Origin of the sequence: Carboxylicivirga sp. M1479, assembly GCF_007097485.1 — a bacterium.
Classification (GTDB): Bacteria; Bacteroidota; Bacteroidia; order Bacteroidales; family Marinilabiliaceae; genus Carboxylicivirga.
The window spans coordinates 64,119-87,740 of sequence record NZ_VKDE01000012.1; the positions used below are offsets into that span (position 1 = coordinate 64,119).

Sequence of the window (23,622 nt, forward strand, 5' to 3'; positions counted from 1 at the left end):
GATGCTCAAAATTACTTAGTTCTATGAGCGAATTTATTCGTGCATAAGAGTCTAAGCTGTTTTTGAGCACCCCTTTTCTTAAACTTCACTTAATAGATACTATTTCTTTATTTTCCGTACAATTTGATGTCCATCTGTCATCAAAACCTTAACGATGTAAATACCGTTTTCTAAAGTTGATGTTGACAGCCGATGGGTTGAATTATTACTAGTATTTGCGTAATAGATTAAACTTTTACCTGCCAAGTTGTATATCGTTACTTCACTTACTTGTGGACACTCAATGTTTAATTGGGTGGTTATAGGATTAGGATAAATCAAACAGTTGTTGGCAATGTCTGTATTAATACCTGTTGATGTTTGTATTTGAATTGAAATGAGTTTTGAGAAACTATTGCCATGATTATCAGTTACACGTATAGTGATACTATGCGTAAGGTTGCCATTAAAACTGAAAGCTTTATCGGTGAATAATAAATTGTTTTCAATTTTATAATACGTTGCATCACCAACATTGGTAACTATTTCAAAAGAATGAGAATCTTCCAAGTCAGGATCAATTGCAGTTAAGGTACCAACTAGCGCTGATGTACTCGCATCTGCCGAAACTAAATTGTTGCTTAACTCTATATCCTGGGGTGCTTGGTTAATTGCTTTCTCTGTTACATTAATGTAATCATCTTTGCTAATGGAGGCTGTTCCATCCGAATATGTTAGTTCCAAAGTCACGCTGTATGTTCCTGCAGTATTGTATGTAACAGTAGGGTTCAAGTCAGTACTTGTTGCCGGATTACCTCCATCGAAAGTCCACAATATACTCTCTTCTCCTGCTTCAGACTCATTTGTGAATTCAATAGATTGACTTGCCTCAATTGTTGTTTTATTGGCGCTGAAATCTGTCAAGTAACTAGTTTCGTTTAAGATGTTAATAGTATAATCCTCAATCTCTCCACCGGTAAAATTATTGCATAGTTCAGGCGCTTTATTGTACCTCATAGCTACACGTACACGCTTTTTACCCAATGTATTATTGGGGATAGTAAAACTGCTGTTGAATGCTCCTTTATTGCTTCCAGTTAAGACTTCTTCACCATCATCTTCAAAATCACCATCTGAGTTATAATCAACCCAAACCATCCATGTTTCGGAGTACTGTGTAGTGCTTTTATATCCTGGTGATAGGATTACATCTAGCTCGTCACCGGCATTAACAACAATTTCTTGTTTCGAAAAATCAGAGTAAGGTGTAGGGTCTGAGGGATTTGTGAAATCACCAAACTGAACTGATGCAATCCATTCATAGGATTGATCTGAAGCTGTCATCTCACAGTAGGATAGTGGAGCTAATTCATCTTTAACTTCAATTTCGATAGAATTAGAAGAAGTTTGATTTCCTTCATTATCGCTTGCAATAGTCGTGATAGCATAGTTGCCAGGTGTTAAATTAGACCATGCAATTTCATACGGATATGAGGTGTCTTCACCAATTAATTCATCATCTTTATAAAATTCTACCCGTGCAATTCCTCCGTCTTTATCTGTGGCATTAGCAGCTATAGTTATTGTTTCATCTTTATAAAACCAGTCATTTTCCAATGGTAATGTAATAGAAACTTCCGGGAAATATGATTCATCAAGTGAAATTACGAATGACTCTACTAAGCTACCGTTGCTTCTGATGATTTCGGCATAGAGTTCTCTGTTATTTATCTCAAACTTGGCAAACGAATTGTATCTGTCGTAGTAAACTAAATGCGGGTACTCAAGTTCATCTTTCGGTTTAGAACCGTCCCATTCGGCAATAACTTGCCCATCTCGTGTATTGCTGCTACATGAGGTAACCATCACCATATGGTTGACCCCATCAACAAGGCTGCGTGTATAATCATGATTATGACCGTTAATTACAAGTTTAACGTTGTTTTGAGCCAATAAAGGTTGAATGTTTTCTTGAATGTCATCACGGTTTTCATGGTTTCCTGATCCCCAGGCGGGCGCATGGTAATACACCACTTTCCATGCTTTAGTTGATTTTTCCAACTCAGTTTTAAGCCATTGGTACTGGTCTGAACCAATATCCAAACTTTCGTTTGTGTTGATGGAAAAACATTGAACAGGTCCGTAAGTAAATGTGTAATAACAACCTTCTCCTGTTCGGTGCATAATATCTCCACTTTGGTATTGCGGATAGGGGTAATACTTACCATATTGAGTTCCAGTATAGCATTCGTGGTTTCCACGAGCTCCCATTATGGGTAATTTAGATTGTAGTTCTGTTGTGTGCAAACGATTACGATTGAAAAAAATAGTGTCCCAATCTCCTTCGCTACCATCTTCGGTAAAATCTCCAGCATGCAACAAAAAAGTTTGGGCTTCAGGTTTATCTTCAATCTGTTCTAATAATTTACTCCAAACAGCATTAATTTTAGAGGAGTTACGTTGCGTATCACCTCCTGCAAAAAATGTGATAGATTGTTCTGAGTCGTTTGTTCCAGCAAAAAATGAACCAGTGTGATAGTCATTGTTGTCAGTAATGCGGTAATAATATAAGGTACCAGGCGTTAATTCGCTTATCGTGTACGTATGCTGATGATCTGTTCCTTGTTCTTGTGTTTCAGCAATGCCATCTGAGTAATTGGTATCAGTACCCCATTCAATTGAGCAAGTTGATGTGGTGTGTAATTGCCAAAGTACCATCATTTCAGTATTGGATCCTGGATAAATTAAATACGGACCTTTTCTTACTTCTGCCTTTACAAGGCTTTGGTGAAATGTAATGTTGACTACAATTAATAATGCTAAAATAATTCCTTTCCTTAATGTGGACTTTAGTTTTGTTTTCATACAGGCTGTTTTATTAAACGGTTATAAAACGTGATTTTGGATTGCTCTAAAACTATTGCCTACGATAATTAGTCCCAAAAAAGTAAGCGTAGTATTACCTGTCATTGTTTGTTTGTGCTCTGATAAATAATGATATATGTGTCGAGTTGGAAAAAGGTTTTTCGAACTGTTTTTGGATAAGTCTTAGGTGTTTTGGAGGAATTATAACGCAATTTGATAAAAAATGCGACTCTACTTTCGAATTGATCAAAAACAAAAAGGGCGCAACCTTTATTAGATTGCGCCCTAAAAATGATTGGTATTAATTCTTAAATACCCAAGTCTTTCGCGATACCATCAATAATAGCATCTGCTTTTTCGTTCGCAGGGTAGAACTCATCCTTGCTGTTCATTGGTACTTTTACCTCAAAATAAAACTTTATTTTTGGTTCAGTACCCGATGGACGAACCGATACTTTGTAGCCATTTTCGGTAAAGAATTGTAGTACGTTCGATTGCTCAGGTAAATCTATGGCTTCATGCTTGTTTTCTAATACGTGAAAAGCATCAAGCTTAGCGTAGTCCTTTACAATACTAACTTTATCGCCAGCTAGTGTTTTTGGCGGGTTGTTGCGGAAATCAACCATTAGCTGTTTAATTTCATCAGCACCTGATTTTCCTTCACGAACAATGTAAATCATCTTCTCTTTAGAGAAGCCATATTCCATGTAAATGTCTTGTAGTACATCAAACAATGTTTTGCCATTGTCCTTAGCCCATGCTGCAATTTCAGCTGCTATGGTAATGGCCGCAACTGCATCTTTATCACGCACGTAATCGCCTGGTAGGAAGCCGTATGATTCTTCGCCACCACATATGTACTTCTTTTGGCCCTCTAATTCGCGAATTACTTTGGCAATCCACTTAAAGCCAGTGTAAACATCAAAGTACTCAACACCATTTTTAACGGCCATTTCTTTTAATAGCTCTGAAGTAACAATGGTTTTAACGATGAATTCTTTACCTGTTAATAAGCCATTTTCTTTCCACTTTTTAAGGATATACCAAGTTAATAAAGTGGCGGTTTGGTTACCATTAACGAGCACATATTCGCCCTTTTCATTTTTAACAGCAATCCCAAGTCTATCGCTATCTGGGTCTGATGCCATTACGATATCGGCATCCGTTTCACGGGCTTTGTTTAAAGCCATTTCTAAGGCTGCAGGCTCCTCTGGGTTAGGAGATATAACTGTTGGGAATTCGCCACTTACCACATCCTGTTCAGGTACGTTTATCACATTGTTAAAACCACATAAACGCAGTGCAGCAGGTATCATTTTAACACCGGTGCCGTGTATAGGTGAGTAAACGATTTTTAAATCTTTGTTACGATCAATTAAGTCCTGGTCCAATACCAAACTTTTTACTTGTTCTAGATATTGGTTGTCCATGTCCTCTCCCAATACTTCAATCAAGCTTTTATTTCCTTCGAATTTAATGTCGTCAACCGATGCAATTTTATTTACTTCATCAATAACATTGGTATCGTGAGGAGATGTTAATTGAGCACCATCGTTCCAGTAGGCTTTATAACCGTTATAAGCTTTAGGATTGTGCGATGCTGTAATTATTACACCACTTTGACAGCCTAATTGGCGAATGGCATATGAAATTTCAGGAGTAGGGCGTAGGTCTTCAAATAGATATGCTTTAATGCCGTTTGCACTGAATATATCGGCCACTACTTCGGAAAATAAGCGGCTGTTATTTCGGCAATCGTAACCAATTACAACGCTTATTTGCTCCACATCAGTAAAGTTTTTCAAAAGATAATTCGCCAAACCTTGTGTTGCAGCTCCAACGGTGTAAATATTCATTCGGTTAGAGCCAGCTCCCATAATACCTCTTAAACCACCGGTTCCAAATTCTAAATCTTTATAAAAAGAGTCGATTAAACCTGTTTTATCTTCATTGGCCATCATTTCCTTAATGGCATTTTTTGTTTCTGCATCGTAGTTACCATCAAGCCACGCCTGTGCTTTTTGTGTAACGGCATTTAAAACATCTTTATTTTGCATGTGTATAGAATTTGCGGTGTTGTTAGTTAATTTTGTTTAATATCTAGTTCAGCTAAGCAATGTTCAAGACTGTCTTCCCAGTGAGGGATCGTTAGTTGATAAGCTTTTTTAATTTTGCCCTTGTTCATAACACTGTAATGTGGCCTAGGCGCAGGTGTTGGGTATTCTTTTGATTCAATAGGTTTTAAAGCACACTGGATACCCTTTTTTTTGTGAATTGTGCGAGCAAAATCATACCAGCTGGCAACTCCTTCGTTACTATAATGGTATATGCCAGCTATAAAAGGAATGGATTGAGCAATATCGCTTTTTACCATGTGAATTATACTTTTAGCCAAGTCGCCTGCATAGGTTGGAGATCCAATTTGATCGAAAATAATTCCTAGTTCATCACGCTCTTGACCTAATTTAATCATGGTTTTTACAAAGTTATTTCCATGAGAAGAGTATAACCAAGAAGTACGAATGACAATAGAATTATGATTTTTTTCCATTAAAAGCTGTTCGCCTTTAAGTTTCGTTTTCCCATAAACAGATTGAGGTGCTGTTGTATCACTTTCAATATATGGTTTGTGGTTGCAGCCATCAAAAACATAATCTGTTGATACATGTATAACTTTTGCATTTATTGCTTTAGATGCAAGCCCAATTACCTCTAAAGCCTGAGCATTTATTTCGTAAGCTAAATTTTGATCCTCTTCAGCTTTGTCAACAGCTGTGTAAGCGGTGCAGTTGATAATGTAATCGTAATTGGTGTTTCTAACCGTCTCATCAAGCTTGTTACTATCAGTTACATCTAGTGTTTCCAGAGAGGTAAACACGAAAGATGCTTCCTGAATGTCTTTACTCAGCTTTTGAATTTCGTTTCCTAGTTGCCCTTCAGAGCCAATTACTAATATTTGTGTCATCAGATACTGTATACAAAGTTATGTTCTGCCTCTTTGAATGATGGTAAAATTCGATCCTTGGACGAAATGATCGCCTCATCAGTAGGTATTTTCCAATCGATCGCAAGAGAAGCATCGTTATATACTATGCCGCGTTCAGCTTCCTGACTATAGTAATTATCACATTTATACGATAGGATGGCACTTTCGCTCAATACCGAAAAACCATGAGCAAAACCCTGAGGTATGTAAAACTGTAATTTGTTGTCGGCTGATAATTCAACAGCATAATGCTGACCAAATGTTGGGGAATTCTTACGTAGGTCAACCGCTACGTCGAGCACCTTACCTTCAAGTACTTGTATTAGTTTTGCCTGTGAGTATGGAGCTAGTTGGTAATGTAGCCCACGTACAACACCATAGGTTGATTTAGAGATGTTATCCTGAACGAAATTGGCATTTATGCCAGCTTCTTTGTATTTGTTTTCAACATATGATTCGGTAAAGAAACCACGTGGATCCTCAAATACTTCTGGCTTAATAATTAAAAGGTTATGTATGTTTGTTTTTATAATCTCCATATAAAAATATTTGATTGCAAATATAGAAAGATAATAAGTGTTTGTAGAATAGGATTGTCAAATTAAAACTAAAAGTCCGTTAAAAATTATTGATTATCATTTAACTTAAGCCTGATCCGCTATTTTTAACAAGTACTGTCCGTATTCATTCTTTTTGAGCGGTTCGGCCAATTTTAGTAATTGTTCTTTGTTTATAAACCCATTAGAATAGGCTATTTCCTCTAAACATGCAACCATTAATCCTTGTCTGTTTTCAATGGTAGAAATAAAATTGGATGCTTGTAGAAGACTGTCGAATGTACCTGTATCTAGCCAGGCAGCTCCCCGGCCCAATTGTGTTAATTTTAGTCTATTCTCTTTCAGGTACAGCATGTTTAAGTCGGTTATTTCTAATTCGCCACGCTTAGATGGTTTTAAAGATTTAGCTTTTTCTACCACATCATTACTGTAAAAATATAAACCAGTAACAGCATAGTTGCTTTTTGGCTTATCTGGTTTTTCTTCCAAAGAAAGGACATTGCCTTGCTTGTCGAATTCCGCAACACCATAACGCTCTGGATCATTTACATAGTAGCCAAATACCACAGCACCATCTTTAGTTTTTGAGGCTTCAGCTAAAATATTGCTAAAGTCAAACGAATAAAAGATATTATCGCCTAATACTAACGCAACATCATCATCACCAATAAACTGTTCACCAATTATAAATGCTTGAGCTAAACCATCTGGTGATGGTTGTTCTTCATACGATAACTTAAGTCCTAAATCAGAGCCATTGCCAAATAAACGTTCATATAATGGCAAATCTTGGGGCGTACTAATAATTAGTATTTCTCGTATACCAGCAAGCATCAAAACCGATAGAGGGTAATAAATCATTGGTTTGTTATAAACCGGAATGATTTGTTTTGAAATGCTCTGGGTAATTGGATATAAGCGAGTGCCTGAGCCCCCTGCTAATATTATACCTTTTCTTTTTGTCATGATGCCAATTTTATTAGGGTAAAAAGTTACTATGCATTGCTGTTTTTCAATAGCGTATCAAAGTAATTGATCGTTTGTTTTAAGCCTTCCTTTAATTGAATCTTTGGTTCCCAATTATCAAGTTTTTCTTTTGCTAACTCAATATTAGGCTGACGTTGTAAAGGGTCATCAGCTGGTAATGGCTGATAGCTAATTTTTGATTTTGAATTGGTGAGCTCAATAACTGCTTTTGCTAATTCAAGCATGGTAAATTCATTTGGATTGCCAATGTTAACAGGACCAATGAAGTCATTGCAGTTCATCATCCGTATCATACCTTCCAATAGGTCGTCGACATACTGAAAACTGCGAGTTTGTAATCCATCACCAAAAATAGTAATGTCCTCTCCTTTTAGTGCTTGAACAATGAAGTTTGAAACCACACGCCCATCGTTAGGGTTCATTCTCGGTCCGTATGTATTAAAAATTCGAATAATGCGAATGTCCACATCGTTTTGGTCGTGGTAATTCATAAATAAACTTTCGGCACAACGTTTTCCCTCATCATAGCATGAACGAATGCCAATAGGGTTGACATTTCCCCAGTAATCTTCTGTTTGAGGATGTACTAATGGATCGCCATATACCTCACTGGTTGATGCTTGTAATATGCGTGCTTTAATGCGTTTAGCCAAACCAAGCATGTTTATAGCGCCCATTACCGATGTTTTGATGGTTTTAATGGAGTTGTATTGGTAATGAACCGGTGAAGCAGGACATGCCAAGTTATAAATTTGGTCAACTTCCACAAAATAAGGGTGTGTAATGTCGTGACGGATTAATTCAAAATAGGGGTTATCCATTAAATGTACCACATTGTCCTTGGCGCCTGTAAAGTAATTATCCATGCAAATGACTTCATTTCCCTCGTTTAAAAGTCTTTCGCATAAGTGTGATCCAATAAAACCTGCACCTCCGGTTACTAATATTCTATTTTTCATCGTTTACTATCTTAAAATTCTAAGGACAATGTGTTGTTTGAAACAATAAAGCCCAACTGTTGCATTTGGAACAGTTAGGCTTTAAGTAGTTTTATTTTACATTTGGTCTACCAATGCTGTAGTAGGTATAGCCAAACTCTTTCATTTCTGCAGGATCGTAAATGTTACGACCATCAAATACAACCTTATTGTGCATTAATTTATCCATTACCTTGTAGTTAGGCACTCTAAACTCAGGCCATTCGGTAATCAAAATAAGAGCGTCAGCTTCAATTAATACATCGTACTGATCTTTTCCATACTCGATAGTATCGCCTAGTTGATGCTTGGCTTCGTCCATAGCAACTGGGTCGTAGGCTTTTACTTTTGCACCTAATTCAATTAATGCATTGGCAATCACTACTGCAGGAGCTTCACGCATGTCGTCAGTGTGAGGTTTGAATGATAGGCCCCACATCGCAAAAGTTAATCCTTTTACTTCTGGAAAGTGTTGTCTTATTTTTTTAATGATGACCTTTTTCTGATCGTCATTAACGTTCTCAACCGCTTCTAATATGCGAAGATTGTAGTTGTTTAGTTGAGCTGTTTTAATAATGGCCTTAACATCTTTTGGAAAGCATGATCCGCCATAACCTGCACCTGCGTATATAAATTTATTACCTATGCGCGTATCAGATCCAATACCACGACGAACGTTGTTAACATCAGCACCCACTATCTCACACAAGTTAGCGATGTCGTTCATGAAACTAATTTTGGTTGCTAGCATGGCATTGGCGGCATACTTGGTCATTTCTGCTGAAGGAACATCCATAAATAATATTGGGTGGCCGTTTAGAACAAATGGCTTGTATAAGCGATTCATTAGTTTCTCAGCCCTATCTGATTCAATACCAACAACTATTCTATCAGGCTTAAGGAAATCCTCCACCGCACTTCCCTCTTTTAGGAATTCAGGGTTTGAGGCAACATCAAAATCAAGTTCAACTCCTCTTTTCTCTAATTCATCCTGAATGGCTGCTTTTACTTTTTGAGCTGTTCCAATCGGTACGGTGCTTTTGGTTATAACCACTAAATAGTGATTCATGTTTCTACCAATTTGTCTCGCAACCTCTAGTACGTGGCTTAAATCAGCACTGCCATCTTCTCCAGGAGGGGTGCCAACAGCAATAAAAATTGCTTCGGAATGTGTCAGACTATTCTTTAAACTAGTGGTAAAAAATAAACGTTCTTTTTCAACGTTCTTAACTACCATTTGGTCTAAACCAGGTTCGTAAATAGGAATAATTCCATCTTTAAGTTTAGCAATTTTATCTTCATCAATGTCAACACAAGTAACATTAATGCCTGTGTCGGCAAAGCACGTGCCGGTTACTAAACCCACATAACCAGTTCCAACGATTGAGATTTTCATAAGCGATTGTATTTTAAAAACTAAGGCTAATCAGTGATTTTATTATCAATTGAAAATACTATTAATAATTGATTTATTACAAAAAGACAAAATTATAATTTTTATTGTTTATATGATGCTCAAGAGTAAATGTAATCCATGATTTATGGTATATTTTATTACGTGATAGTAATCGGTATCAGGTAGCTGATGTATTGTTCTTTTTAAATGATTGACAATGAAAAAAATGGTAAGATTTGTATTGGATTATGAGTGAACGGAGGAGAGGTTGATTGTTAATTTATATTTAAGTCTTTTATACCTGAGAAAAAGTAACTACTTTTGCAGCGATTTTTACAATATATAATGTCTAACTACTAGATTTTTAACATTTATTAAAATGGCAGAAGAAAAAGTGAATGCTGAGGAGCAAGAAGCTCCTGTAGTAAAGGAAACGGTAGCTAACGTACCAATGGAAGATTTTGATTGGGATAGCTATGAAGCAGGTGACGCTGTAATTGGTGGCGCTTCAAAAGAAGAGTTAGCAGAGATGTATGACAAAACATTGTCTACAATTTCTGAAAAAGAAGTTATTGAAGGTGAAGTTATTACTCTAACTAAACGTGAGGTAGTAATTAACATCGGCTTTAAATCTGACGGTATTGTTAGCCGTAACGAATTTCGTTACAACCCTGAGTTAGCAGTAGGTGATAAGGTAGAAGTTTATGTTGAGAGCCAAGAAGACAAAAAAGGACAGTTAGTACTTTCTCACAAGAAAGCACGTGCTTTACGTTCTTGGGATCGTGTAAACGAAGCTTTGGATAACGATGAGGTTATCAAGGGTTACATTAAGTGTCGCACAAAAGGTGGTATGATCGTTGACGTATTTGGTATTGAGGCATTCTTGCCAGGATCTCAGATTGACGTGAAGCCTATTCGCGATTACGATATGTACGTAGGTAAAACAATGGAATTTAAAGTGGTTAAAATTAACCCTGAGTTCAAAAACGTTGTTGTATCTCACAAAGCACTTATCGAGGCTGAACTTGAGCAGCAGAAGAAAGATATTATCTCTAAGCTTGAAAAAGGTCAGGTATTGGAAGGAACTGTTAAGAACATCACTTCTTACGGTGTATTCATCGACCTTGGTGGCGTAGACGGATTGATTCACATTACTGACCTTTCTTGGGGTCGCGTGAACCATCCAGAAGAAATCGTTCAGTTGGATCAGAAATTGAACGTTGTAATCCTTGATTTTGATGATGAGAAGAAGCGTATTGCTTTAGGATTGAAGCAATTGACTGCTCATCCATGGGATTCATTGGATACAGAAATGAAAGTTGGTGACATTGTTAAAGGTAAAGTGGTTGTAATGGCTGACTATGGTGCATTCGTTGAGATTGCTGCTGGTGTTGAAGGTCTTATCCACGTATCAGAAATGTCATGGTCGCAGCACTTACGTAGCGCTCAAGATTTCTTAAAGGTAGGCGACGAAGTAGAAGCTATGGTATTGACATTGGATCGCGACGAGCGTAAAATGTCTTTAGGTATCAAGCAGCTTAAAGCTGATCCTTGGGAGAAAATTGAAGAGAAGTATGCAGTTGGTAGCAAGCACTCTGCTACTGTTCGTAACTTCACTAACTTCGGTGTTTTTGTAGAGATTGAAGAAGGTATTGATGGATTAATCCATATCTCTGATCTTTCTTGGACTAAGAAAATTAAGCACCCAGCAGAATTTACTGCTATCGGCGAGGCTATTGAAGTTGTTGTTCTTGAAATCGACAAAGAAAATCGTCGCTTAAGCTTAGGTCATAAGCAATTGGAAGAGAATCCTTGGGATGTATTCGAAGGGATCTTTACTGTTGATTCAATTCACGAAGGAACAATCGTTGACATCTTTGACAAAGGTGCTGTAATTGCATTGCAGTATGGTGTTGAAGGATTTGCAACTCCACGTCACTTAGCAAAAGAGGATAACTCACAAGCTAAAGTTGATGAGAAGCTTGACTTCAAAGTGATTGAATTCAATAAAGCAGCTAAGCGTATTATTCTTTCTCACTCACGTACTTTCGAAGATGCTAATAAGTCTGAAGAAGTAGCCGCTAAAAAAGCTGCCTCAAAAGCTGCTAAAAAAGGTGTGAAGAAGTTGAATGATAACTTAGAAAAGACTACTTTAGGTGATATTTCTGAATTAGCAGCTCTAAAAAATCAGTTAGAAGCTAACGAAGGAAATTCTGAAGGAAGCAAAGAATAAGTTAAAAATCAACGATATATGGACTTCAAAATTGATAAACTAGACGATTTTACATTGGTTCAGGTTCTGAAAGAAAAGATGGACACACATGTGGCACCTACTTTAAAATCAGAATTGGTACTGCTATCTGGTAATGGTGAAAAAAATATTTTACTTGATCTTGGAAAGTGTAATTATTGTGATTCGTCGGGTTTAAGTGCAATTTTGGTGGCCAATCGATTGTGTAAAAATGCTGATGGGGTATTTGTATTGGCAGGCTTGCAGCCGGCAGTGGAGCGTTTGATTTCTGTGTCGCAGCTTGACTCTGTTTTAAATATTGCTCCATCACTAGAGGATGGTATACAAGTTATAAGAAAAGCGATTGAAGCAATTTAATGGCCTTATCTTTAACTATCCTCGGAAGTAATTCAGCATTACCGACATCGGATAGATATCCTACCGCTCAGATACTACGTGTATCTGAGCGTTTTTTTTTAATAGATTGTGGCGAAGGAACCCAAATGCAGCTTCGTCGTAATAAGGTTAATTTCTCTAAGATTAACCACATTTTCTTATCGCACTTGCATGGCGATCACATATTCGGATTAATCGGGTTGATTTCTACATTCGGTTTGTTAGGGCGATATAAACCACTAACCATTCATGCGCATCCCGATTTAAAAGGCTTGCTACAGCCTCATCTTGATTATTTCTGTTCTGATTTGCCCTATCATGTAATCTTTAGTGATCTCACTTATGATGAGCCTCGGGTCATTTATGAGGATAAAAAAGTGATTGTAAAATCATTTCCATTGTCTCATCGGGTACCAACCTGCGGTTTTTTATTTGAAGAAAAACCCAAGGAACCAAACATTAGAAAAGAGGCCATTGAAAAATATAATTTATCCGTTCCTGAAATAGTAGCGATAAAAAATGGTCAAGACTTCATCGGAGAGGATGGGGAAGTGGTTAACCAAAATGAGCTGGTGCAACTGCCACCCAAGCCATTGTCTTACGCATTTTGCTCCGACACGCGTTATTATCGACGTGTAATCCCCGTGATAAAGGGAGTGGATCTTTTGTACCATGAATCTACCTTTTTGCACGAGCTGAAAGATTTGGCTAAGCGAACTAGTCATAGTACAGCGAAACAGGCTGCTACTATTGCTAGGGATGCTGAAGTGAAACACTTATTGTTGGGCCATTTTTCAAGTCGGTATAAAGATGTAAGTCCATTGGCTGAGGAGGCTAAGGAGATCTTTGCTAAAACAACCTTAGTAAAGGATAATCAGACTTTTGAGTTGAAGTAGTCATCTTGCTTTTTAGGCTTCTCTTCCCTTTTTCAAGAATAAAATGTATAAAAATGCTAATGAAGCAAAATTAGTGTAAACTGCTCTGCTGTTGCGTTTGCGTGAATTGTGTTCGTCCATGTCATTTGCACTAAGATTAAATAGTAATGCAAACGCTTGCATGAAATAAAATATTAATTCATATTTGTGAAGATTTTTGATTTGAATTATCGTTTAACCAAAATTAGATCAAATGAATGAAAATCCAATTAATAGTGCTTTGCTATGTGAGAGCGCTATTCGATTTGGCAAGCGTTTAGTGCTTTTAGTTGCTGTTGCTTTATTAGTTTCAACAGTGCAAGTGTTTGCGCAAGGTCAAAATGTAATTAAAGGTAATATAGTAGACGCAAGTGGCGAATCATTACCTGGTGTTAATGTTTCTGTGAAAGGAACAACTAATGGTACAATTACTGATTTTGATGGTAATTTCACCTTGTCTGTACAAGAAGCAGATGTCTTATTAATTAGTTTTATTGGCTACAAAGCTCAGGAGGTTCCAGTTGCTGGTAAGTCTGTCTTTAATGTAATTCTTGAAGAAGACGTAACTGACTTGGGTGAGGTTGTTGTCACTGCTTTAGGTATTAAGCGTGATAAGAAAGCGCTTGGTTATTCGGTTACAGAGGTTAAGGCTGACGATATTGCTAAGAATGGTGAGATGAACCCAATTGCAAGTTTAGCAGGTAAAGTTGCAGGTGTTGATATTACGCAAACCTCAGCAGGTCCTTCTGGCTCCAAGCGTGTTGTTATCCGTGGTATTAGTGAGTTAGAGGGGGCAAATCAGCCGCTTTATGTCATTGATGGTGTGCCAGTTGATAACTCAACAATGGGGCAGGCTACCGAATGGGGTGGTTTTGATCTTGGTGATGGAACTTCTGATTTAAACCCTGAAGATATTGAATCTATATCTGTACTTAAAGGAGCGTCGGCATCGGCTTTATATGGTAGCCGTGCGATGAATGGTGTAATTTTAATTACCACTAAAACAGGTAAAAAAGGCCAAAAAGGTTTAGGGATTGATTTTAATTCATCAGCAACCTTTGATCAAGTGAATACTCGTCTTGATGAGTATCAAACAACTTATGGACAAGGTAATAATGGTTTGTTACCAAGAGAAGGCCAGCCGGCTAATAATATTACATCAGCTTGGGGTCCTAAGTTAGATCCGTCAATTATGATTCTTCAACAGGATGGGAATGAATATCCATATGCGCGTGTTGATGATAATATCCAGGGTTTTTTCCGTTTAGGTAAGACTTTTAATAATAGTGTTGCTTTGTCATCAGGTAACGAAAAAGGTAGTGTGAGGTTCTCATACACTAATGTGCATAACAATGACATTATCCCTAAGTCGGGTTTGAACAGAAATACTTTCAACTTGAGGGCAATGACTGAAATCAATAGTTTTATTGAGTTAGATGCCAAGGCAACTTATATCAACGATAAAGTTAACAACCGTCCGGCCATGACTGATGAGGTGACGAATATTGGTAATGGTTTAGTGGGTATTGTATCCAACTTTGATCAAGCATGGTTGCAAACGTATAAAGATGAAAATGGTAATTATATCGATTATACAGGTAATGATTACCGTGCCAACCCATATTGGACATTAAATGAGACGTTTAATGAAAGTAGGAAAAATCGATTTGTTGGGTTTGCATCACTAAATGTAACTTTAACACAGGAATTAAAACTACGTTTAAAGTCTGGTATTGATCGTTATAACAGTCGTTTTGTTAATTTCTATAATAAAAATACTCCTACAAAAGCAGGTGGTGTTTATAATGAAATTAATACAGATGCAGAAGAGGTTAATTACGAAGCGTTATTGAGTTATACTAAGGAAGTTGGTAACTGGAATGTATCGGCTAACCTTGGTGGAAATATTATGAAGAATAAAATCAATTCGAATAATATTGTTGGAACTGAAATAGTTGAGCCTGATGTTGCAAGTATCATCAACTTCACCAATGTTGAGGTAATGCCATCTCAATATCAAAAAGAGATTCAGAGTGTATATGCTTTTGCACAGTTTGGCTATAAAAACTTCGCATTTATTGATGTAACAGGACGAAATGACTGGTCTTCGACTTTACCTAGTGATAATAACTCATATTTTTATCCATCAGTATCGGGTAGTTTTATTTTTACCGATGCTGCTGATTTGGACTTGCCTTGGTTTACTTATGGTAAGGTACGTGCTTCGTGGGCACAGGTAGGTAGTGATACTGACCCATATCGTTTAGCCTTAACTTATGGGTTAACAGGTAAGTCGTATAATGGAATGGCAACGGGTTCAATTATGGAAGACTTTGTGCCAAACTCTGAATTATTGCCTCAAACAACTACTTCATGGGAAGTTGGTACTGATCTACGCTTCTTTAATAATTCTGTAGGACTCGATGTGACCTATTACGAGCAAACTACCAATGATCAAATTTTAAATGTTGAGTTGCCGTTGGTGTCAGGGTACCGTAATGCTGTTCTTAACTCAGGAGCACTTGAGAATAAGGGTATTGAAATGCAATTAAACCTTAAGCCGTTCAAGGGCGATTTCTCTTGGGATATAGTATTGAATTATACTAAGGTTTGGAATAAAGTGAAAAGCTTGCATGAAAAGGTTGATGCTTATACAATTGCCAATGCTCGTTGGTCAGGTGTAAGTGTTGTAGCGTTAGAGGGCGAAGAGTTTGGAGTGATTATGGGGCGTGCATACAAAAGAGATCCAGAAGGTAATATCGTACATGATCCGTCAACAGGTATGCCTATGTCAACCGATACACCTCAAAAGATTGGCAGTATTTTACCGGACTGGACAGGTGGTATGATCAATACATTCTCCTATAAGAATGTAACTCTTAAAGCTAACCTTGACATTCGTATGGGTGGAGATATCTACTCTATTACTAATCGAACAATGATGGATGGTGGTACTCATGCGATGACTGAGGCTGGACGTGAAGGATTTTTAGATTGGGCTCAGCGTAATGAAGATGGTCGTAACGATTGGATTGATGCAGGAAACAATCCGGACGACTATGTGCCTATCCCAATGGATAAAGGTTATGTAGGTGAGGGTGTTAAGTTGGTCGGTGTTGATCCTGAAGGTAACGAAACTTATGAAGCGAATGATGTGATCACTAATCCTCAAAGCTACTGGAGGCATACAGCTGCGAATATACCTGAATCAAACGTTTATGATGCCAGTTATATAAAAATTAGGGATTTAAGTATTGGCTATTCTGTTCCAAAAAAGTTCTTGAAAAACACACCTATCCAAGGTTTATCGATATCGGCTGTAGGACGTAATTTATTCACTCTTTATAAGAATACGCCTAATATTGATCCAGAATCAACTTATAATAATGGTAATGGACAAGGTTTAGAGTATGGATCATTGCCTACTCGCCGTCATTATGGATTTAATCTAAATGTTAAGTTCTAATTAAGTTCAAAAAAGAAACAGATGAAAACATTATATAATTATTTAGTAATTGTTGCGGTACTGTTGTTCGGGCTTGGTGCGTGTACAGACAATTTCGAGGAGATAAACACCAATCCGCAAGCTTTCAATTTTATTGATCCAGGTGTTCAGCTAACAAAGATCCAATTGGATTTGGCTGGTAATCGAGAAGAGATTTGGCGATATGAGTTGGGTATTTGTGCGCCCATGATGCAGTATTTTGCTGGTTCATGGTGGTGTCAGCATGGAGGGCAATATAATATTGTAGAAAAAGGTCATTGGTTTACTCTTTGGGAGGAAATGTATCCGCGTGACATTAAAAACATAGTAGATATCATTGATAGAACAGAAGGGATGGAGGAGTATCAGAATACTAGAGCTGCTTCACGAATTTTGAAAGTATACATGTTCTCTAAGTTAACCGATTTATATGGTGATGTGCCTTACTTCGATGCTGCTAAGGGTTATACTGAGCGTATTTTTCAACCACGCTATGATAAGCAGGAGGATATTTATGCAGATTTCTTTGTTCAATTGGATGAAGCGGTAAAAGAATTAGATGCGTCTAAGCCAGCTGTGCGTGGAGATATCATGTTTAACGGATCTGTTGAAAAATGGCAGAAGTTTGGTAATTCTTTACGTATGCGCCTAGGTTTTCGTTTAGAAAAAGTGAATCCTACTGAAGCAGAAAAGCAGGTGCGTGCCGCTATTGATGGCGGTGTGATGGAAAGTAACGCAGATATTTGTAAAGTAGATTATCTTGACTTTGACTACGTTAAAAGTGAGAATAGAGGTAATGGACAAGCACAGGTATTTCATGCGTCTGACGATTCGGAAGGATATCGTTTAACCAATACCTTTGTTGATCACCTAAAAGCTACTAACGACCCGCGTTTGTATACGTATGGCGGTACGTATTTAAGTGTTGCTGGACGTGAGTATGGTCAGGACGTGACGGAGCATTTACAGTTAGGAATTACTCATGGAGCCATGTGGTGGAACGAATGGTCTGATTATGGTGATCTTTATGATGCAGAAGGCGAGTATGTTGCGTATGTTGATCATATGCATAAACATATGATGCCAAGTAAGTATGTGGCTGATTTTACAGCGCCATTCTTTCATATGACCTACGCAGAGGTTGAGTTGCTGCTAGCTGAAGCAGCTGTTCGTGATTGGGGCGCTACTGATGCTGAGTCTCATTATAACACAGCCATCAGGGCTTCGATGTTGCATTGTGCTATGTATCCAAATTCACCTGTTATTGGAGCGGATGCTGTGGATGAGTATATTGCCGCTAATCCAATGCCAGCTACTTTTCCTGAGAATATGAAAGCTATCCACGATCAGATGTGGGTTAATTTATACATGAATGGTGTTGAGGCATATAGTAGCTTCCGTCGTTCAGGTTATCCTGAGTTAGTGCCATTTGAAAGTGTAGAGTGGTACACGAGTGGAACGGGTGGTGTTATACCGCGTCGTTTCTTCTATCCAGATTTTGAGGCAATCAATAACCCTGAAAGCTATCAGGAAGCAGTTGACCGCATGGGGGGTACTGATGATTGGTTAAACCGTGTTTGGTGGGATAAAGAATAATTTCAGTTTATAATATGAGGTGCAGATTTCTGCACCTCACTTTTCTTTTGCTATGCTACGTACTATAATTGCCTTTTTCTTGCTAGTCTTTGTGTTGTCGTGCCAGGATGATGCTGAATCGCGAATGGTCGTTGCCGATATTAAAATTGATAGAAGTACTCCAAGCAGTGTTGTTCTAACTGTTAATGGTCTTGATTCTGGTTTGAAAAGCATCGAGTTGGTAAATACAGAAACACAAGAGGTTTATGTGCCAATTAAATTTCCAGTAAGTGGTCATAATAGTTTTGTTATAGGCTTGCCAAAAGCATCGGGTTTAATTAGTGTTGATGTTAAAATTAATGGTGAGGTTGTTGGACATGAACAATTTGAACTGCCTGTTTTACCAGAGGAGTATTCTGGTTTTGTCGATGTGGAAATTGATGGCAGGCCTGATCTGGGAGGAAATTATTTGTTAGTGAACAAGATGAGTCAGCCTTCTGGTGTGTTTTTATTCGATGCCAATGGTGAGCTAGTATGGTCGCGTTTGTCAGATAACTTTGTCAAAATGGTTAAATTGACCTCACGTGGTACATTGTTAACTCTTGAGGATGGTTTGAATGATAAGTTTGGGAATGGTAATCTTATTTATGAAACTACGTTTGCTGGAGACACATTAGTGAAGTTGGAGTATGGTCAGAATGGTTTTGATCGTATGGCACATCATGATGTTGTTTTGACTCAGCGGGGCACCTATGCTTTCATTACTAATGTTCATGTTGATGGGTTTATTGTTGATGGAATTACTGAGTTAAGTGCATATGGTAATAAAGTATGGGAGTGGGATATGACTAGTCATGTTTTACCAATAAGGCCTGGTGCCGAATTTAGTCAGCCATGGGGTAATTCTATTGAAGAAGATGAGAATGGAAATTATTTACTTAGTTTTCGAAATTTATGTCAGATTTGGAAAGTTGATGCTTTGTCTGGTGAAGTGATCATGAAGTTTGGACGAGGAGAGGGTATGGGGCTGTCTGATAAGGATCTGCCTTTGTATCAGCATCACGCACAAGAGCTTGGACTAGGAAATTATTTGTTGTATGATAATGGTGATATTGAAAAGCGTAGTCACAGTCGTTTGATAAAATACCATATCGATAATGAAAATCAATTAGCCAGTGTTGAGCATGTGGTAGAATTGCCATCTTCATTATTTTCGCCTTTTATGAGCTCAGTTGAACAATATAATGACGGGTATATAAGTACCTCATCTATTGCTAAAAAAGTAGCTTTTATAAATAAGGATGGACAAGTTAAGTGGACTATGCAATTTGGTGATCGAATGTTTAGAGCTCAGTTAGTGAATGTGTCAAATGTTAATTGAGTATTATTTTTGTTTCTTTGTGAAAACTAATATTGCCTAGAAATGCCGCCAAAAGAAAATAAAAGCGAAATAACCATCAATGATATTGCCAAGGAGCTGAAAATTTCACCATCAACAGTATCACGAGCATTAAACGATAATGCCAAAATTAGTGATGTAACAAAGCGAAAGGTCAAGGCGGTTGCTCAGGATTTGGGTTATGAGCTAAACCTAGTGGCATCTAGTCTGTCAAAGAATAAGACCAATATTATTGGCGTAATTATTCCTAATATAGGCTCTCAGTTTTTTGCCAAAGCTTTGAGTGGTATTCAGGAAGTGGCTCGAAGCCATGGTTATAATGTAATTATTTGCCAGACCAATGAAAGTGTTCAGCAAGAGATTGAAATGACGCGTGTTATGAACTCGGCAAGAGTTGATGGCTTGGTTTGTTGTTTAACAATGGAAACAAAAGACTTTAGTCATTTTGATGTTTTTGTTAAGAAAGGCATTCCCGTATCTATGTTTGATAGAGTAAGTTATTCGGTGCCAGGACCAAAAATTGTGGTCGATAATTACGAAGCTGCATATGTGGCAACCGAACACTTAATTAACTTGGGATGTAAAAGAATTGCTCATTTGGCTGGTGTATCCACATCAAAGGTTTTTGAGGATAGAGCAGAGGGATTTAAAGATGCACTTACCAAATATGAATTGCCACTGTTATCGCAGTATTTACTATCGAGCGACTTAACTGAGCAAGATGCACGAGATGCTATTCGGATATGGATGAATTTGCCAGAGAAGCCAGATGGTATTGTGGCGGCTAGTGCAACTACAGGTTTGGTTATTGCCTCAGCGGCTAAAAGCCTTGGAGTTCAATTGCCTGAGGAGTTATCAATAATTTCATTGGGTAACGAGCGATGCAACGAATTTGTAACTCCATCTTTATCGGCTATTGATATGCCCGGTTATGAAATGGGAAAATCAGCTGTAAAACAATTGATTAAAAGTATTGCTGATGGAGAGCTTGATAATTCAATAACTCTTAAGCCAATACAATTATTAATTCGTAACTCTTCTTTTAAACACTAATAGTACGTTTTATTTCAATAGATATAAGGAGAAAGAAACTTTGTTTTTGTTAAAAAATGCAACCGCTTGCATTAATTAATATATTTGTGCATCTTTGCTTCAAACCAAAAAACATTACAACATGAAACTATCTGTATTAACTAATTGGATGTTAGGTGTATCAATGCTCTTATTGATTGCTTGCCAGCCAGCAACAAAAGATGAGTATATTACCGAGCTAAACAATGACTGGTATATCCAATCGGCAGATAAAGTATCACAAAATGGAGCTGATTTAAGCAAGCCATCGTTTGATGCAAAAGGATGGATCAAAGGAGATATTCCAGCTACGGTGATGACTATTTTAATGGAAAGTGGCGAATATCCCAATTTGTTTATGGGAGATAACATTGACCAGGTGGACGATGAACGTTTTAAGCAGCCTTGGTGGTATAAAAAAACTTTTTTGATAAACGAACTTAATGATAAGTCCGTTTATCAACTGCGTTTTGAAGGCTTGAATTACAAAGCTAACATTTGGGTTAATGGAACGCAAGTGGGGCAAGTGGCAACAGTTGAAGGGCCTTTTAGTCGATGGACTTTCAATGTGAGCGATTATTTAATGCAAGGTAACAACTCTGTTGCAGTAGAAATAATCCCGCCAGTACGGGGTGATTTAACCATCGGTTTTGTTGATTGGAATCCAGCAGCGCCTGATCAGAACATGGGATTGTGGAGAGGTGTTGAGTTAATCCAGAGCCAAGCTATTTCAATCGAATCGCCATTTGTTAGTACTAAACTTAATCGTTCAAATTGGAAGGATGCAGAATTGACGGTTACAAGTCAATTAACTAATCATTCCGATAAGAAACAAAATGTAACGCTAAATATTGACATTAAAGGTATAGGTTCAGTAGCACATAAAGTTAGCATTGCAGCTGGAGAATCACGCGATGTGGTAGTTGATGCCAGTCAATATCCTGTATTAAATGTAAAGAATGCCAAGCTGTGGTGGCCAAACAACCTTGGCGATCCAAATATGTATAACATAACAGTAAGTGCTGTTGTTAATGGCTCCGAATCACAAAGTATTGACAGTCGTTTTGGGATTCGTGAAATAGAAGAATACTTAAATGACGACGGTCACAAAGGATGGAAAGTAAACGGCAAGCCGTTGACCATTAAAGGAGCAGGTTGGGTAGATGATATGTTTTTGGCCGATAGCAAAGATAAGGTTTTGGCTCAAGTGGACTACGTAAAGCACATGAACCTAAACTGCATTCGTTTAGAGGGATTTTGGGGACGTGATAAAACTATATATGATGCAGCAGATGAAAATGGCCTTTTAGTAATGATTGGCTGGAGCTGTCATTGGGAGTGGGAAGCCTACTGTGGTCGCCCTGAGACGCATTACATGGCCATTACAGGTAAGGATGAAATTGAGCGCCATGCACAATCTTATCGCGATCAGGTAATGTACCTTAGAAACCATCCGAGTGTATTCCTTTGGGTGTTTGGAAGTGATAAATTACCAGTGCCCGAGTTAGAAGCTAAGTTAAACGATTACATCACAAGTGTGGATAATTCACGCCCAATATTAGCAGCTTGTAAGTATCAGGATTTTGGTACCGATGTATATAACCACAGTGAGGTTAGTGGAGCAACAGGTGTGAAAATGTTAGGGCCTTACGGTTATGTGCCTCCAGTTTATTGGTATATCGATACCATTGCAGGTGGAGCTTATGGTTTTAACACAGAAACAGGACCTGGTCCTCAAGTGCCTCCGGTTGAAAGTATTAAAAAGATGTTGCCAGCTGATAAGCTATGGCCAATTAACGACATGTGGAACTTCCATTGCGGACGCCATCAGTTTGGATCCTTAGATCGTTACTTAAATTCGTTTAATAAACGATATGGCGAGGCTGCTGATTTAGAAGAGTTTGCTTTTAAATCACAAATATCAAACTACGAAGCAATTCGTCCAATGTTTGAAGCCTTTCAATCGAAAAAATACCATGCAACAGGTGTTATTCAATGGATGCTTAACTCGGCCTGGCCCGAAATGTTTTGGCAGTTGTATGATTATTACTTGTTGCCAAATGGTGCTTTTTACGGAACAAAAAAAGCATGTCAGCCATTAAGTGCAGTCTACAATTATAAAGACAACGGTATTTACTGGGTTAATGATTACAACGAGGCTAAAAACGGTTTAAGCATCAATGTGGATGTATATGACATTAATTCAAAAGTGTTGTTCACGAAAAAAGTGGCAGTTGACATGCATGCCCATAGCTCTGGCCTGGCAATTAACTTGCCTGAGATTGAAGGATTGACGAAAGCCTACTTTGTGAACCTGGAGGTAATGGATGCGAACAATCAGTTGTTGGCGGATAACTTTTATTGGTTATCAACAAAAGCTGATAAAATGAAGTTTGAAGAAACAACATGGGTTTATACTCCTGCAAAAGAGTTTGCCGACTTAAAACTTCTTAATTCATTACCAAAAGTTGATGTAACGGCCAATTGGAGCACTAAGGTAGTTGGCGACGATACAATTATTGAATGTGAATTAGTTAATGCATCAAATCAAATTGCCTTTTTTATTGAGGCTGGTGTTTTGAATAAAGAAACTCAACAAACCATCGTTCCAGTTTTTTGGGATGATAATTATGTGAGTTTGATGCCAAACGAAACAAAAACAATAACAGCCAGAATAGCTACTAAGTTGATGCCTGAGCAGGTTGATCACAAAGTAAAAGGCTGGAATGTAAAATAATAGTGGGGTATAATAAGGAAGTCGGCTGTAAGTTCTGTAGACCAAGCCAACCAAAAAAGAATGGGCCGA

General features: G+C 37.8%; 15 protein-coding genes. 8 read left to right on the forward strand and 7 right to left on the reverse strand.

Annotated features, from left to right (window positions below; all coding sequences use genetic code 11):
• Nucleotides 1–99 precede the first annotated feature (99 nt).
• From FNN09_RS08965 to FNN09_RS08995, 7 genes are all read right to left on the reverse strand, one after another.
• Nucleotides 100–2,844: an Ig-like domain-containing protein gene (locus FNN09_RS08965; protein ID WP_143301657.1), complete on the reverse strand. Its 2,745-nt coding sequence runs from the start codon at nucleotides 2,842–2,844 to the stop codon at nucleotides 100–102.
• A gap of 308 nt (nucleotides 2,845–3,152) precedes the next feature.
• Nucleotides 3,153–4,901: a phospho-sugar mutase gene (locus tag FNN09_RS08970; RefSeq protein ID WP_143301659.1), complete on the reverse strand. Its 1,749-nt coding sequence runs from the start codon at nucleotides 4,899–4,901 to the stop codon at nucleotides 3,153–3,155.
• Nucleotides 4,902–4,927: 26 nt separating this feature from the next.
• A complete protein-coding gene (gene rfbD, locus FNN09_RS08975) occupies nucleotides 4,928–5,809 on the reverse strand; it encodes a dTDP-4-dehydrorhamnose reductase (RefSeq protein WP_143301661.1) in 882 nt (293 codons plus the stop codon).
• Nucleotides 5,809–6,369: a dTDP-4-dehydrorhamnose 3,5-epimerase gene (gene rfbC, locus FNN09_RS08980; RefSeq protein ID WP_143301663.1), complete on the reverse strand. Its 561-nt coding sequence runs from the start codon at nucleotides 6,367–6,369 to the stop codon at nucleotides 5,809–5,811. The genes rfbD and rfbC overlap by 1 nt, the downstream gene beginning before the upstream one ends.
• A gap of 105 nt (nucleotides 6,370–6,474) precedes the next feature.
• Nucleotides 6,475–7,353, reverse strand: coding sequence for a glucose-1-phosphate thymidylyltransferase RfbA (gene rfbA, locus FNN09_RS08985; RefSeq protein ID WP_143301665.1), 879 nt, complete (start codon nucleotides 7,351–7,353; stop codon nucleotides 6,475–6,477).
• A gap of 29 nt (nucleotides 7,354–7,382) precedes the next feature.
• On the reverse strand, nucleotides 7,383–8,333 hold the full coding sequence (locus tag FNN09_RS08990; protein ID WP_143301667.1) for a UDP-glucuronic acid decarboxylase family protein: 951 nt from the start codon (nucleotides 8,331–8,333) through the stop codon (nucleotides 7,383–7,385).
• 91 nt (nucleotides 8,334–8,424) lie between these two features.
• Nucleotides 8,425–9,747 (reverse strand): UDP-glucose/GDP-mannose dehydrogenase family protein, encoded by a 1,323-nt coding sequence (locus FNN09_RS08995; protein WP_143301669.1) that lies wholly within the window; start codon nucleotides 9,745–9,747, stop codon nucleotides 8,425–8,427.
• Between the two features lie 379 nt (nucleotides 9,748–10,126).
• On the opposite strand from FNN09_RS08995, the gene rpsA reads away from it, so the two are divergent.
• The 8 genes from rpsA (at nucleotide 10,127) to FNN09_RS09035 (ending at nucleotide 23,553) form a co-directional block, all read left to right on the forward strand.
• Nucleotides 10,127–11,980, forward strand: a complete 1,854-nt coding sequence (gene rpsA / locus FNN09_RS09000) for a 30S ribosomal protein S1 (protein ID WP_143301671.1) — start codon at nucleotides 10,127–10,129, stop codon at nucleotides 11,978–11,980.
• A gap of 18 nt (nucleotides 11,981–11,998) precedes the next feature.
• Complete coding sequence (locus FNN09_RS09005; protein WP_143301674.1) at nucleotides 11,999–12,355, forward strand: STAS domain-containing protein; 357 nt, start codon at nucleotides 11,999–12,001, stop codon at nucleotides 12,353–12,355.
• Complete coding sequence (locus FNN09_RS09010; protein ID WP_143301675.1) at nucleotides 12,355–13,269, forward strand: ribonuclease Z; 915 nt, start codon at nucleotides 12,355–12,357, stop codon at nucleotides 13,267–13,269. The genes FNN09_RS09005 and FNN09_RS09010 overlap by 1 nt, the downstream gene beginning before the upstream one ends.
• A gap of 232 nt (nucleotides 13,270–13,501) precedes the next feature.
• Nucleotides 13,502–16,753 carry a SusC/RagA family TonB-linked outer membrane protein gene (locus tag FNN09_RS09015; protein WP_143301677.1) on the forward strand — a complete coding sequence of 1,084 codons (3,252 nt, stop codon included), beginning with the start codon at nucleotides 13,502–13,504 and terminating at the stop codon, nucleotides 16,751–16,753.
• 21 nt (nucleotides 16,754–16,774) lie between these two features.
• Nucleotides 16,775–18,367 carry a SusD/RagB family nutrient-binding outer membrane lipoprotein gene (locus FNN09_RS09020; protein WP_143301679.1) on the forward strand — a complete coding sequence of 531 codons (1,593 nt, stop codon included), beginning with the start codon at nucleotides 16,775–16,777 and terminating at the stop codon, nucleotides 18,365–18,367.
• 52 nt (nucleotides 18,368–18,419) lie between these two features.
• Entirely contained in the window at nucleotides 18,420–19,727 is a 1,308-nt protein-coding gene (locus tag FNN09_RS09025) for an aryl-sulfate sulfotransferase (RefSeq protein WP_143301681.1), read from the forward strand.
• Nucleotides 19,728–19,769: 42 nt separating this feature from the next.
• Nucleotides 19,770–20,798 carry a LacI family DNA-binding transcriptional regulator gene (locus FNN09_RS09030; protein ID WP_143301683.1) on the forward strand — a complete coding sequence of 343 codons (1,029 nt, stop codon included), beginning with the start codon at nucleotides 19,770–19,772 and terminating at the stop codon, nucleotides 20,796–20,798.
• Between the two features lie 121 nt (nucleotides 20,799–20,919).
• A complete protein-coding gene (locus FNN09_RS09035; RefSeq protein WP_143301685.1) occupies nucleotides 20,920–23,553 on the forward strand; it encodes a sugar-binding domain-containing protein in 2,634 nt (877 codons plus the stop codon).
• The last annotated feature ends 69 nt before the right edge of the window (nucleotides 23,554–23,622 follow it).

Bases quoted from the DNA above. Each gene is read 5' to 3' on its own strand.
- FNN09_RS09030 (WP_143301683.1), top strand. From the start codon at position 19,770: ATGCCGCCAAAAGAAAATAAAAGCGAAATAACCATCAATGATATTGCC.
- FNN09_RS09005 (WP_143301674.1), top strand. From the start codon at position 11,999: ATGGACTTCAAAATTGATAAACTAGACGATTTTACATTGGTTCAGGTT.
- rfbC (WP_143301663.1), bottom strand. From the start codon at position 6,369: ATGGAGATTATAAAAACAAACATACATAACCTTTTAATTATTAAGCCA.
- FNN09_RS08995 (WP_143301669.1), bottom strand. From the start codon at position 9,747: ATGAAAATCTCAATCGTTGGAACTGGTTATGTGGGTTTAGTAACCGGC.
- FNN09_RS09010 (WP_143301675.1), top strand. From the start codon at position 12,355: ATGGCCTTATCTTTAACTATCCTCGGAAGTAATTCAGCATTACCGACA.
- FNN09_RS08990 (WP_143301667.1), bottom strand. From the start codon at position 8,333: ATGAAAAATAGAATATTAGTAACCGGAGGTGCAGGTTTTATTGGATCA.
- FNN09_RS08970 (WP_143301659.1), bottom strand. From the start codon at position 4,901: ATGCAAAATAAAGATGTTTTAAATGCCGTTACACAAAAAGCACAGGCG.
- FNN09_RS08965 (WP_143301657.1), bottom strand. From the start codon at position 2,844: ATGAAAACAAAACTAAAGTCCACATTAAGGAAAGGAATTATTTTAGCA.
- FNN09_RS09020 (WP_143301679.1), top strand. From the start codon at position 16,775: ATGAAAACATTATATAATTATTTAGTAATTGTTGCGGTACTGTTGTTC.
- rfbD (WP_143301661.1), bottom strand. From the start codon at position 5,809: ATGACACAAATATTAGTAATTGGCTCTGAAGGGCAACTAGGAAACGAA.
- rfbA (WP_143301665.1), bottom strand. From the start codon at position 7,353: ATGACAAAAAGAAAAGGTATAATATTAGCAGGGGGCTCAGGCACTCGC.
- FNN09_RS09035 (WP_143301685.1), top strand. From the start codon at position 20,920: ATGAAACTATCTGTATTAACTAATTGGATGTTAGGTGTATCAATGCTC.
- FNN09_RS09015 (WP_143301677.1), top strand. From the start codon at position 13,502: ATGAATGAAAATCCAATTAATAGTGCTTTGCTATGTGAGAGCGCTATT.
- FNN09_RS09025 (WP_143301681.1), top strand. From the start codon at position 18,420: ATGCTACGTACTATAATTGCCTTTTTCTTGCTAGTCTTTGTGTTGTCG.
- rpsA (WP_143301671.1), top strand. From the start codon at position 10,127: ATGGCAGAAGAAAAAGTGAATGCTGAGGAGCAAGAAGCTCCTGTAGTA.